Source organism: Bradyrhizobium frederickii (genome assembly GCF_004570865.1).
In the GTDB taxonomy this organism is placed as follows: Bacteria; Pseudomonadota; Alphaproteobacteria; order Rhizobiales; family Xanthobacteraceae; genus Bradyrhizobium; species Bradyrhizobium frederickii.
In genome coordinates, this window is the sequence record NZ_SPQS01000057.1 from 1 (window position 1) to 12,534 (window position 12,534).

Genomic DNA, 12,534 nt, shown 5'->3' on the forward strand with positions numbered 1-12,534 from the left:
TTCAAAACGCCGTCGTCGCGTCGAGTTTCTCGACTTCATGAACAGCGTCACCGCGGCCTTTCCGAGCCGCAAGCTTCACGTCATCCTCGACAACCTCAACACCCACAAGAAAAACGAGCACTGGCTCAAGGCCCACCCCAACGTGCAATTTCATTTCACGCCAACAAGCGCCTCCTGGCTCAATCAGGTCGAGGTCTGGTTCTCGATCCTGCAGGGGCAGTCACTTAGCGGCACCTCCTTCACAAGCCTCAAGCAGCTTCAGGAACACATCGATGCCTACGTCAACGCGTACAACGATAAAGCCGAGCCCTTCGTCTGGACCAAGAAAAAGGTCCGTCAACGTCGTTTCAAAGGCCGCCGTATCACTCAGCTCTGATTCCGGGTACTAGGGGCACGGATCTGCACCGCGGCGCGGCCCGAGCGCTCGTTGACCAGTAGCACCGCCCGAGCATCGGCGAGATAATAGAGCGCTTGATCCAGCATCATGGGACGATTGCGCCGGCGTTCGGTGATGGTGAGGAGACGCGTCTCCGCGCCGGTGGCCGGATGGGTGTAGATCGTGCGCCGGTCGGTGACGAGGAAGCTCTCGGCCTGGAGCGTTTCGAGCCCGACGTCATAGACGCCGCTGGCGATGGCGCCCTCGACCTTGGCGTTCAGCAACTGCTCGAAGGCGGTGAACAGCACACCTTGCAGGTCGATGGTGAGCGCGAGTAACCGGTTCAGGAACGTGGTGATCGGCGGCAAGTCGTCCCTGATGCCGTTCGCGTCCATGAGCTTCAAACCCGTGGTGTCCTCGAACATCTGGAGCGAGCAGCCTTCGACCTTGCCGCGCACCAGCAGCAGATAGAGTTGGCGCAACGCATCTCGGGCGTAGTGGCTCTCCAGATTGTCCTCGGGCCGGAACAGACCCTGGCCGCCGGTCTGGCGCTGGCCGCGCGTGATGGCGCCGAGCGTGTCGAGGCGGCGGGCGATGGTCGATAGGGAGCGCTTCTCGGCTTTCACGTCGGTGGCGATCGGTCGAAAGAGCGGTGGCTGCGCCTGGTTGGTGCGGTTGGTTCGACCAAGACCCTGGATCGCGGCATCGGCCTTCCAGCCCGGCTCGAGCAGATAGTGGACGCGGAGCCGCCGGTTTCGCGCTGACAGCTCTGCGTGATAGCTGCGCCCGGTGCCGCCAGCGTCCGAGAAGACCAGCACACGCTTTACGTCATCCATAAAGGCGGCAGTCTCGGCGAGATTGGCGGAGGCGGCCCGGTTCTCGACGGCAAGGCGGTCACCCCTGCGGACCACGCGCCGCGAACGCCCCGTGACTTCCGCCACGAGGTCCGTGCCGAAACGCTGCACGATCTGGTCGAGCGCGCCGGGAACAGGCGGAAGCGAAGCGAGCCGCTCGATCAGCTCATTGCGGCGGGCGACGGCCTCGCGGCTCTCGACCGGCTGCCCGTCGCGGAAGACGGGTCGGGACGAGAGATTGCCCTCGCTGTCGGTGAAGGGCTCGTAGAGCTGCACTGGGAAAGAATGGGCGAGGTAATCCAACACGTACTCGCGCGGCGTGATGTCGACGCGGACGTCGTTCCATTCCGCAGGTGGGATCTCGGCGAGCCGGCGCTCCATCAGCGCCTCGCCTGTCGAGACGATCTGGATCACCGCGGCATGGCCGTCGGCCAAGTCCCGCTCGATGGAGCGGACCAGGGTCGGCGTCTTCATGCTGGTGAGCAGATGGCCAAAGAAACGCTGCTTGGCCGACTCGAAGGCCGAGCGCGCAGCCGACTTCGCCTGGCGATTGAGTGTGCCTGTCTCGCCGGTGATGTTGGCGGCCTGCATCGCCGCGTCGAGGTGATTGTGGATGACGCTGAAGGCACCGGCGTAGGCGTCGTAGATGCGCCGCTGCTCGTCGGTGAGCTGGTGCTCGACCAGTTCGTACTCGACACCGTCGTAAGAGAGCGAGCGTGCGGTGTAGAGACCGAGCGAGCGAAGATCGCGGGAGAGCACCTCCATCGCTGCGACGCCGCCCCCCTCGATCGCCTCGACGAACTCAGCGCGGGTGGCGAACGGAAAATCCTCGTCGCCCCAGAGCCCGAGCCGCTGGGCATAAGCGAGATTGTGGACCGTGGTTGCGCCGGTCGCCGAGACATACACGACGCGGGCGTTCGGCAGCGCGTGCTGCAGGCGCAAGCCCGCACGACCCTGCTGCGAGGGGGCGACATCGCCCCGCTTCCCCTTGCCGCCACCGGCATTCTGCATGGCATGGCTCTCGTCGAAGATGATGACGCCGTCGAAGTCGGAGCCCAACCATTGAACGATCTGCCGGACGCGCGAAAGCTTCTCGCCGCGGTCGTCGGACCGCAGCGTAGCGTAGGTTAAAAATAGGACGCCTTCGGAGAGAAGGATCGGGCGCCCTTGCGCGAAGCGCGAGAGCGGTGTGACGAGCAGACGCTCCATGCCGAGCGCCGACCAGTCGCGCTGCGCGTCTTCCAGCAGCTTGTCGGACTTGGAAATCCAGACCGCCTTGTGCCGGCCCTTCAGCCAGTTGTCGAGGATGATGCCAGCCGACTGGCGACCCTTGCCGGCGCCGGTCCCATCGCCGAGCATGAAGCCGCGACGGAAACGGACCGCATTCGGCGCATCGTCGCGGGCGGCCGTGACGAGGTCGAACGTCTCATCGACCGTCCAGGCGCCAGCAAGATAGTCACCATGCGCCTCGCCGGCATAGATCACCGTCTCGAGCTGGGCGTCGGACAGGATGCCATCGCTGACGAGGCTCGCCGGCAGGTGCGGCCGATAGCTCGGCTTCGGTGGCGCGACCGAGGCCATCGCGGCCGACTGCACCAGCTTGGTCGGGTGCGCCTGCGCACCGGCAATCCGGATCGACTGAAGCCGGTATTCCTCGTAGATGGCCTCAGTGAGATGCGCGCCCTCGGGCGGCGCCCAGTCGATTGTCTCATAGGTGAGGTCGACGGCTTCGGGATCGCTGACCGACGCCTTGGCGGGCTGTATCGCAGCCCGTGCGAGATAGCCGCGCACGGTGCGCGGCGCGAGCGAGGCTGACACGGGAAGCGCGATGGTCAGGCGAGGTGGAACGTGTTCGCCGATCCAGCGGAGCAGACTCGCGACGTCGGGCGCCATTCCCGGCGACTGCGGGAACACATGTGGGTCATCGGCCGGCGCCTTGTCGATGATCGTCAGGCGGGTCTCGATGCTGGTGCCGTGCTTGGCATAGACCACGCCGGCGATTGCGGCGGTCAACACCACGCGGCCACGTTCCTGCAACCGCGCGAAGGCGTCGCGCCAAACTGAGCTTTCGGGTGAGAAGTTGGCGCCGGTGATCGTAACCAGCCGACCGCCATCGGCGAGACGCGCCAGGGCCGAGGCGATGTGACGGTACGCCGCGTCGGCCATGCGGCCAGCAACATTCGCCATCGCCGAGAATGGCGGGTTCATCAGCACGGCGCTTGGGATGGCGGCGGGATCGAGGTGATCGTCGATTTGGGCCGCATCGAAGCGCGTGACAGGGATGGCCGGAAAGAGGGAAGCGAGCAGCGCGGCGCGGGTCTCGGCGAGTTCATTCACGACGAGCGTGCCGCCGGCGATCTCGGCGAGAATGGCGAGCAGGCCGGTGCCTGCGGACGGCTCCAGCACGCGATCCGCCGGCGTAAAGGCGGCAGCAGTAAGCGTCGCCAGCCCGAGGGGGATCGGCGTCGAGAACTGCTGAAAGACCTCGCTTTCGGCCGAGCCGCGCGTGTGGGTTGGGAGAAGGCCGGCGACTTTCGACAACGCGGAAAGTCGCAAAGCCGGAGAGCCGGCTTTACGGAACAGTGCCTTTCCGTACTTGCGCAGGAACAAGACCGTAGCCGCCTCGCAGACGTCGTAAGCCGTCTTCCAATCCCAGGCGCCCGTCGCATCGGATGCGCCGAAGGCCGCTTCCAAGGCGGTGCGCAGGATCTCGGCGTCAACGCGTTGGCCGCGCTCGAGATGTGGCAGGAGCTGTTCGGCCGCAGCGATGATGACGCTGGCGCCGTCAGGAGCGCAGACAGATGCAATCGGCGCGGCCTGCTCGGCCGCGATCGGGGAAACGTTGTTCATGAGGGAAGCCTTAACGAGAGCGGGAGCGGGCGAGCCGGCGGGCGCTCTCTCTCGACCGCACCGGCTCAAACCCGTCCCGGCCCGCCTCTCACTCTCTGCCCGACACCTTGAAACGTTGCGGATGGGACACTACTTTTACCCTGTCAGGGTCGCTGCGCATTGCGCGGCAAGAACCGCTTGTGGCGTGAGCCTCAAGAGCTGAATGGTCTGGTCAACAGGCCGCCGCTGACCTGCATCCGCGCCTTTGCGCGGGTCGGGTCTCGGCATGCGGTTCGCGAGCTCCCGACAACACCATCGAACCGCCTCGCACAATGAAGGAGGATTTGATGGCTCAGATTTTAAAATTTCCCAGCAAGAAGATCGAACCCGTAACCGTTCGCAACGGGGGTAAGCACCGCATCAGCGTCGAGGTTCTCGATGATGTTCGGCCCCGACGCACGCGGTGGAGGGTTCAGTTCGAGGTCCAGGAAGCCGCAGGGTGTGCTGCCTTGAAAGGCTTCACCGATCGTGCCGTAGCCCAGGGCTATCGACATCGCTTCGAAGTGAGCAGCACGCGGGCGGTGCGACGGTTCGTGGCGGAAACCTCAGGCCTCGTTGCCGCCGGCAGGGTCGCGATCTGGATCGACGGCCTGCGGGTGCGACCACAGGTGGCCCGCAGCGCATAAGAATAGGCTGGGGCGACATTCGTCGCCCCAGCCGGTCTTTCTACCTACTCGGCAGCAACCATGTGCGGGTCGTCCGCCTCGTCGCTCGGAGCTTCCTCGTCGTCATGGCTGAGGAATTCCGGCAGCGCCGCGCCATCGCCCTCGGGCTCGGCGGTGTGGACGGTCGCCGCGTGGTCGGCGTCGGCCCTTTTCAGGGGCTCGGGCAGCCAGCCGGTCTCGGCCAGGAGGCGTTCGGCCTCCTTGGCCATGTCGCCCTTCTTCAGATGGTCAATCAGCTGGGCGGCCCGCTCGCCGGCGCCTTCCCGCACCGCCTCCAGGATGCGGCGCTTCGGCACCCGACCGAGATAATTCTCGACGGTCGGGCGCCAGCCAGCTTCTACCATGTCGAGATCGACGGCCCTGGCGATGCGATCGGCATCAGTGATGCGCTGCTCGACCATGTGCGGCGTGACCCCGCCGCCGTAGCGATCGCCCTTCTCGTACAGCGCGTTGACACCGAACGAGGCGCAGTGCGCAAAGAGCGCGGCTTGCTCGTCGCCCGTGAGGCCCGTGAGCCAATCCCAGAGGCCCGCCTTGTCCTTCGGCATTCGTTCCTCCCAGGTCTTGTGGCGCGCGTCGATCGCCTTGGCAGCGGGCGCGTCCTTCAGCCCCTGCGCCTGAACCGGGAAGCTGGCCGTGCGCACGGAGACCTCCATCGCCGTGCCATGGGAGTAATAGCGGGAGAAGACGTCGAGGCAGAATTTGTGCAGCACCGCCTGGAAGGCGACCGAAGGCATGGTCGCCAGCTTGTCGCGCAGCGCCAGCGTCCGCTCCGCCGTGAGCTCGGTCAACAGGCGGTCCGGCAGCGGCTTCACCGCATCATCATCCTCGTCCTCGGCCTCCGCAGCCTGACCGCCGACGGTGATGACGGCGCGCCGGACGACCGGCCCCGATGGTTCCGCGCCGTCTGGATCAACCGAGACGACAGGTTCGCCGTCGCTACCCTGCCCCGGCTCGACCGCAGGCAATTCGTCCTCCGGCCGCACATAGCCGCGATCGACCGACAGCCTGCCCTCGGCGTCGATGCCGACAAACACGCCCGCGCGGGCGATGTCGGCCGGCTGATAGATGGTGGGTCGATTGTCGAAGACGGCGAGAGCCGTCTCGATCTCGCCGAGCCGCAGGTCAACGTCGTCGGGGAGCTCGTCCACACTGTCATACTCGGCTTCGAGCCTGGCTTGTTCGGCATTGAGCGCCTCGATCGTCGCCTGCTCTTCGGCCGTGAGCTCGGCGCGTACGCCATCCAGCTCACGCAAGCCCTGGGTGTGGCCGTAGGGAAAATCGGTCGCGGCGACCTCAATCCACTTCCAGCCTTCGGAGGCGATTGTTTCCGCCTCTGCCTTCAGCTTCTCGGCGACCAGGCTGTCGAGCAGAGCGACATCCTCCAGCCAACGCCGTCGTCGAACTGGAAGAGGTCGTGCAGCACCGTGCCGCCGGCCGCCTCGTAGACGTCGAGGCCGACAAACACGACTCGTCGATCAGAAGCGCGTACCGTCTTCTCCGTCAGCATGCGGCGGATCTGATAGGGCTCCTTCTGCCACGACCCGGAGATCGCCTGCCAGACCTGCTCCTGGCGTGCATGATCGGCAGTGACGGTGAAGGCCATGAGCTGATCGAGTGACATGCCGTCTTCGGCATAGACGTCGAGCAACGCGGGCGAGACCGAGGCGAGACGCAGGCGCTGCTTCACGACATTGACCGACGTGAAGAAAGCAGCGGCGATGTCCTCCTCGGTCCGGCCCTTTTCGCGCATAGCTTGGAAGGCTCGGAACTGGTCAATGGGGTGCAAGGGTTAGGTTATGCGTCAAGTGTCCTGTTAGCGGGACGACGTTGATTCTCTAGTCTTTTTGGCTGCGCCGTGCATTTTGGGTGTCTCTTTGGCGCTGAAGCGCAGCCGGTTGGCGTCGATCACGATGGCTTTCTCGACGGAAGCGATAGTCGCCCTTTGATGCGCGTAGTGCTTGGGCGATAGCCTTGTTGATGTCGTCGAGATTGCAGGACTCCGGGTGGAACTTGCGGCCAGCCCATCGATGCATCGCGTTATGTTCTTCATGGTCGGGGTCGAGCCAGGCCTCAAGGAAGTTGGCATAGCCTGAAGGCCCACCAGCGTCTTCGGGGGGTCCTGAGCGTGCGGCGGCGATACAGCGAGGATATTGGGCACTCTCATCGCGCGCGACGCGCTCCAAGCGCAGCAGATGACGCCAATTGTCGCCGAAGTCGTATTCGTAGAGGATCGTGAGAGGGTTTTCGCCGGGATCGTCGGGGAAGTGAAGGTCGATCATCCTGACCTCGGTCGCCTCGAAGATCCTGCTGTCGGACAGACCATCGTCATCGAACTCTGGAGCTCCGTAGATGAGACCGCCAATATTGAACTGATGCAGATGGCTGTCGGTCCAGCCAAAGGCGGCCTGCAGCACCTCGTGGAGTTGGGCTAGGTTGAGAGTGACTGGCAGTTCGAGAGTGCGGCTGATCTTGGGCTCGATGCCGAGGATATGAACCTCGGCGCGCACAATGAAGCTGTCTGGATCGAAGGGGTCAAGCATGCCGCAGATCATGCCGCGCATGATTGTCGCAGGCAATAGATGGGGCGACGGTTGTCCTTCGGCGACCGCACCGACACAAACCGGCAATCGTAGACGACGTCAGGATTTTGGCCCGCGAGTGAACGGCACTGGTTTCACGGCGCGATCGCGTTCGGCGATCAGGCGGGCATTATGACGCTTCTGCCGCTCAACTTCCGTTTCGGCGTCGAGGATGCGCTTCAGCAGGACGGCATTTTCCGTCACCATACGCCGCTCCTCGATCTGCAAGACCTGGATCAGAGCGCGCTGCTGGGCGAGTTTGTCTTCCCAGGCTGCGAGCTTCTCGGGAACGACCTTGCGATCACTGGCGCGGCGTAATTCGTCGATGATCGATCGATGGTTGGCGTAGATCGCATTGCGGCCGACGCGCGCTTCGCGCGCGAGCGTCGCGACGGTCAGCCGGTAGGATCGCTTTTGCAGGTCCGGGTGTGTGGGCAGACCCTTCACCAGTCGTTCCAGAGCCTCCCGCAGCTTGCAGTGGGTGTTGCGCAGGCGCTTTTCGGCAGGCGTGAGGGCCGGCATTTTGCTGGTCTTACGCGCCATGGCGAGCTTCCTTTCCATCGTCGAGTTTACCAAGGATGCGATCGCATTCGGCAATCCGTGTTTCGGCGAGTTGCCGGCTGACCGGGTCCAGGCCAGGATGGCCGAGAAGATCCGTATTGCGATCGCGGCGGGCCTGCCAGACAGGCCTGTGCCTGGCGGTGACGGCGAAGTTGGCGCAGGCGAGACACGTGCTTTCGGTCCTCAGCACGGGGTTGGGACTTTTCTCGTCGCCGAAGCAGGCAGCCGTTTCGACGCGATAGACACAATAGCCCCAGTCACAAACACCGAGCCTCAGATCAGTCTCCTCCATCAGGAAGGAGACATAGGCCTGGACATCGCCGTCGCGCGTGCGCCCGCGGAACTGGGAGCGGGCGGCGATCATCCTTCCGCCCTTACCCGCGAGGGCGGTTGCCGTCAGCACCTCTTCGAGAGCGGCGCGGGTTTCCTCCCGGGCATGCCGGTCGATCAGGTCGTCGAGCGCGAAGTCGGTCCCGACGTAGCCACGATCGGTCATGGCCCGGGTCACATGACCGAAGTGAGCCTGAAGCGCATGCAGGCCGGTGCGGTCGCGTTTGCCGACGAAGCGAGCAAACGTCTTGCGGCCCTGATGCGTGTTCAGATGCCAGGGGACTCCCTCGTGGTCCGGCAGGCCGATGAACGGCGCAAACAGATCATTCAGCCGCCTTATGATCGTCGAGCCAACGGGCGGGTTGATGCGGGCAGCAGGACCGATCAGCCCCGTGCTGGCCATTGTCAGGAAGAGATCGTCTCGTCCGCTTTGGGTGCGCAGGCGGGCGGTCAGCCGCTCCATGACCACGACAGCCCGCTCGACGGGCGCTGGCGCAACCCAGCGATGGGCTTCGCCATCGATGCCACGCGCCGTCTTGTAAATCCGCCCGACGAGATAGGCGAAGCTCTCGCTGCCGTCGCCGGCAGGATGCTGCTCGATGCAGCCGACCTGAAGGCCGAGGATCTCCGAGAGCCGGGCGCCGACCAGATAGCTGACCACGACAAAGCAGGCGTCGTAAATGCGATCGGCGAGATAGCGCACCTGCTTGGTGCTGGTGACGGGCGCCTCATGCCAAGCAGTTTCCTCCCCAGGCAGTGTCGCGAAGGTGAACGGCGCGATCGCGTCGGTCACGATGAAGCCGGCCTTGGTCTGGCTGATCCCGTTAGCGAGCGCATGGTCATAGACCGACTGCGCCTGGGCTGCAGAGTGATGACGTCGTCGGCCGGGGTCCCGATCAGTCGCAGCGCCGCCGAGACCAGGGGCACGGCGATCGCGTCCGGCGTATAAGGCAGCCAGCCCCTGTCGCGGCGAACGAACGGCGGCGCGATCCCCGGGAATGGATCGGCGATTGCGATCTCCGGGAACTTTGCTCCCTGCAGATAAAGGCGCGTCAGCAGATTGGCATGGTTTTGCAGCGTCGTGCTCTTCAGCGTATTGCCAGGCTTGTGGCCCGGACGCTGCGCCATCACCGTCATGAACCGGTCGCAGGCGTCGCGGTCGAGATCGGCAAAGCACCGATATCCCTGCGCCGCCATCCAGCGGATCAGCATCCGCAACCTATTGAAGACGGAGACGATCGTCGATTCATGAGCGTTGCGGTACCCAGGAGGCGGGTCGAGCTTCAGGCTCCACAGGAACAGCTTCGCCGCCTCTCGCCAGTCAGCCCATCGCGGATCACTGAACCGGCTGTCGTCAGCAAGAACAAAACCCCAGTCGAGCGAGAAGTCGCTGCGGTTGCTGCCAGGGCGATGACCGTCGAGATGCCAGACCTGATCGGACCATACGGACCGTGCCGATATCCGAAGCGCCGGTCTGACGGCGGCGACAAGATTGGGTGCCGTGGAAGCCGTCATCGCTCACTCCAGCGCCGGAAGCAATGCGAGAGCCAGCATTCGTTGTTCGGCATCACCTCGCAGTGTTTGCGGGAAGTTCGGCAGGATGTCGTCGACCAAGATGCGCAGGCTCGGCGCATACAGGAGTTCGAAGCGACGCGGATCAATGCGTTCACGCGCGCGCTCGAGTTCGTCGACCGCCTGAAGGATGCGCGCCATGTGCTCCGCATCGATCGGAATGACCAGCCCGGGGCAACGCAGGCATCCGCCGAAGTGCCGGCAGACCCGACCTGCTATCGAGTCTGGTGCTGTGCCCGCGACCGGGTTGAGGCAATCATGACTGAACGGAACCGTTGCATTGCTCGCCAGCATGATCCGGTCGCGCTGCGCCTGATCCTCACAGTTCACCTTCGCGCCGACGATCCAGCCGAGCATCAGCTCCTGCAATCGGGCGATGGTCTCGCGCTGGATGCGGCGCGTCTGCGGCCCCTTGATGTAAAGCTCGGTCGTGTCGGCGCGGGCATGGTTGAGCACATCCTGTGTCGCGACGATGTCGCCGCCAGACGCCTTGTAATATTCGGTGGCGACGCTGCCGCGCAGCAGCACGGCGGCAAAGTCCGGCAAGAGCTGACGTGCGCGCTCCGGTGCAGCCTTGTTCCAGATGGCGATGCGGGCATTGGAGCGTTTGATGAACGGCTTCAGGGCGTGCGACAAGGTCGCCTCTGCAATGAGCGTGACCGCGTCCTTCTTCTCGCTCTTCGTCAGGAACAAGCGATTGCGGTCCTGCCGGCTGCTCCGGGAGACGAGCGGCGCCGTCATCGCCAGCAACCGGTCGATCAGGTTCGGCGCGGCATGTCGCCGACGGCGATCGAAGGACCGCCGCTGCGCTCGCTTCACCTTCGCGCCGGCTCGAGGCTTGGCCCATTCGACGATGATGCGATGCTCATCGAGCGGATGCGCCACCTGGCAATCGCGCGTTATCAGCCGCAGCGCATCCGGATTGCCCGCCGTTTGAATCGCAATGGCGATGAAGAACGCGACGACCGTTTCGCCGGTCAAGGGAAGATAACCGCCAAGGTGACGAAGGCCGCCGTGGCGGTTGACCGCCGATATGTTGACTTGGCTGCGGATCGCAAGCGTCCGCGATGGAATCACCCCGTCATTCACCCGAGCAAGCGCCCGGACCATGTCGCAAAGTTCGGGATCGACGCCATCGACCGGACCGCTCGTCGCAAGGATGGTCCGCCCGGCTTCGAAGCGATCCCACGCCTCGTCGATTTCCTCATAGCACGCGCGCAGGATCGCCTTGAGATGCTCCCCACCAAGACGCGGTCGGGTGTCGGCAGTCCGGTTCGGCCAGACCCGCCAGGGGAAGTCGATCCGGGACGGCAGCCGCGACGGATGCCGGCGCTTGGTCCAGTCGATCATCTGGCGAAGCTGCATCAGCACATTCGCCCGCGCCCCCTTTGACCAGGGCTTGTTCGTCTGTCCCGCGATCTGTCGATCCAGCCAGGCGATGTAGCGCCCGACCATTGCGGTGGTCAGATCCCCGGCAGAAAGAACATGCCCGTCCTCGACCGCAAAACGGGCGAAGACACGCAGTGCCATCCAACAATGACGGTGCGTTTCGGAGCTCGATGCGGCATGATGATTGCGGAAGGTGTCCGCCAGAAGCATCGTAACGTCTGTCGGCAATCCAAGCTTACCGAGATCGTAGCGCTTTGCGACCTCGCCCCAACCGTCGCGGAAGACGGCAACGGCATCGGCCGGCTGCTCCAGCACCTTCGCTGACGCAGCCGATAGACGCCGGTCGATACGCTCACGCTTACCGGCCATCGGGGATCAACTCGCCGTAGAGATAGTCGATGCTGTCGGCGAGTTCCCGGGCATTGAGCTCGACGCAGCGCAGGTAGATCGCCGTGCTCTGGATCGAACTGTGCCCCAGCAAGACCTGGACGATCTTCAGCGGATTGAGGTCAGGCGTGATCGATGCCTGTCGCTGTAATCGCACCAGCATCGTCATCGCAAAGGTATGGCGCAACCAATGCAATGAACCAGTCACACCGGCGGCCCGGAAGGCTTCCGCAAACACCGCAGTCAATCGGCTCTTGCGGACCGCATTCCCCTGACGATTGAGGAAGAGCGCCGATGGTGGCCGATAACCCGACCGTTGGCGACGCAATGCCCGAACCTGCGGCGTGCGCACTTCATCGATATAGCGTTGCGTGCGGTCAACCAGGCGAATCGGTGGATAGATCGTGCGAGGCTTGTCGCCCTTGGTGATCGTCAAGGGCACGCCGACCAGCGGATGGTCCTCGTCATCGAGATGTGCCGTCTCCGGGACCTGGAAGACAGCCAAGCCGCAAAGCTCCTTGCGCCGTAATCCCGTCGCCAGCGCCCATTCCGCCATCAGGCGGTAGGGCATCTCCAACTGGGCGAAGACCCGGCGCAACTGATCGACCCGCAACGGTCGCGGCAAGCGCTCCTGTGAGCTGGCCCCGGTTGTCTGAACAGAATATCCGCGTCGATAAGTGGAGCCTCTGCCGGGGTTAGGCTGCCGTGCGGAGCGGCAGCGGGGTGAAGTAGGCTTGATCCGGTGTGCTGCCGTCAAGGCTCGAATGTGGACGGCGGCAATTGTAGAAGTCCAGATAGCGGCCAATCGAGGCGCGAGCGTCGCTGACGCTGTCGTAGGCCCGCAGATACACCTCCTCGTATTTGACGCTGCGCCACAGCCGCTCAACGAACACGTTGTCCCGCCAGGCGCCCCGGCCGTCCATACTGAT

At 64.3% G+C, this 12,534-nt stretch carries 10 protein-coding genes and 1 pseudogene; 2 read left to right on the forward strand and 9 right to left on the reverse strand.

All coding sequences use genetic code 11. From position 1 onward, the window contains the following. Nucleotides 1-376: transposase (locus tag E4K64_RS38270; protein ID WP_209311899.1), on the forward strand; the 376-nt coding region annotated here is incomplete at its 5' end. On the opposite strand, the gene E4K64_RS38275 is transcribed toward E4K64_RS38270, so the two are convergent. Then, on the reverse strand, nt 367-4,080 hold the full coding sequence (locus tag E4K64_RS38275) for a strawberry notch family protein (RefSeq protein WP_235884947.1): 3,714 nt from the start codon (nt 4,078-4,080) through the stop codon (nt 367-369). The genes E4K64_RS38270 and E4K64_RS38275 overlap by 10 nt on opposite strands. 326 nt (nt 4,081-4,406) lie before the next feature. Here E4K64_RS38275 and E4K64_RS38280 point away from each other — a divergent pair, with 326 nt between their 5' ends. Continuing rightward, nucleotides 4,407-4,745: a hypothetical protein gene (locus tag E4K64_RS38280; RefSeq protein ID WP_126261426.1), complete on the forward strand. Its 339-nt coding sequence runs from the start codon at nt 4,407-4,409 to the stop codon at nt 4,743-4,745. Between the two features lie 44 nt (nt 4,746-4,789). Here the strand turns inward: E4K64_RS38280 and E4K64_RS38285 are convergent. The 8 genes and pseudogenes from E4K64_RS38285 to E4K64_RS38315 form a co-directional block, all read right to left on the reverse strand. Beyond that, nucleotides 4,790-6,537 (reverse strand): annotated as a pseudogene (locus tag E4K64_RS38285) (ParB/RepB/Spo0J family partition protein). Nucleotides 6,538-6,622: 85 nt separating this feature from the next. Next, on the reverse strand, nt 6,623-7,339 hold the full coding sequence (locus tag E4K64_RS38290; RefSeq protein WP_235884950.1) for a plasmid pRiA4b ORF-3 family protein: 717 nt from the start codon (nt 7,337-7,339) through the stop codon (nt 6,623-6,625). An 87-nt stretch (nt 7,340-7,426) separates the two neighbouring features. Beyond that, the gene (locus tag E4K64_RS38295; protein ID WP_126261425.1) at nt 7,427-7,909 is read right to left on the reverse strand and encodes a hypothetical protein; all 483 of its coding nucleotides are present in this window, start codon (nt 7,907-7,909) and stop codon (nt 7,427-7,429) included. Beyond that, on the reverse strand, nt 7,899-9,050 hold the full coding sequence (locus tag E4K64_RS40930) for a site-specific integrase (RefSeq protein WP_205680547.1): 1,152 nt from the start codon (nt 9,048-9,050) through the stop codon (nt 7,899-7,901). The genes E4K64_RS38295 and E4K64_RS40930 overlap by 11 nt, the downstream gene beginning before the upstream one ends. Continuing rightward, nucleotides 9,047-9,772 (reverse strand): hypothetical protein, encoded by a 726-nt coding sequence (locus tag E4K64_RS40935; RefSeq protein ID WP_205680546.1) that lies wholly within the window; start codon nt 9,770-9,772, stop codon nt 9,047-9,049. The genes E4K64_RS40930 and E4K64_RS40935 overlap by 4 nt, the downstream gene beginning before the upstream one ends. A 3-nt stretch (nt 9,773-9,775) precedes the next feature. Further along, nucleotides 9,776-11,533, reverse strand: a complete 1,758-nt coding sequence (locus tag E4K64_RS38305) for a hypothetical protein (protein WP_235884948.1) — start codon at nt 11,531-11,533, stop codon at nt 9,776-9,778. A gap of 43 nt (nt 11,534-11,576) precedes the next feature. Continuing rightward, on the reverse strand, nt 11,577-12,218 hold the full coding sequence (locus E4K64_RS38310; RefSeq protein WP_235884949.1) for a tyrosine-type recombinase/integrase: 642 nt from the start codon (nt 12,216-12,218) through the stop codon (nt 11,577-11,579). A gap of 82 nt (nt 12,219-12,300) precedes the next feature. Then, a partial coding sequence (locus E4K64_RS38315; RefSeq protein WP_135161597.1) for an integrase core domain-containing protein occupies nt 12,301-12,534 on the reverse strand: 234 nt, incomplete at its 5' end.

What these genes read in the sequence shown, in the direction of transcription:
- E4K64_RS40935 (WP_205680546.1), bottom strand. Translation starts at nt 9,772, where the DNA reads ATGACGGCTTCCACGGCACCCAATCTTGTCGCCGCCGTCAGACCGGCG.
- E4K64_RS38280 (WP_126261426.1), top strand. Translation starts at nt 4,407, where the DNA reads ATGGCTCAGATTTTAAAATTTCCCAGCAAGAAGATCGAACCCGTAACC.
- E4K64_RS38295 (WP_126261425.1), bottom strand. Translation starts at nt 7,909, where the DNA reads ATGGCGCGTAAGACCAGCAAAATGCCGGCCCTCACGCCTGCCGAAAAG.
- E4K64_RS38290 (WP_235884950.1), bottom strand. Translation starts at nt 7,339, where the DNA reads ATGATCTGCGGCATGCTTGACCCCTTCGATCCAGACAGCTTCATTGTG.
- E4K64_RS38275 (WP_235884947.1), bottom strand. Translation starts at nt 4,080, where the DNA reads ATGAACAACGTTTCCCCGATCGCGGCCGAGCAGGCCGCGCCGATTGCA.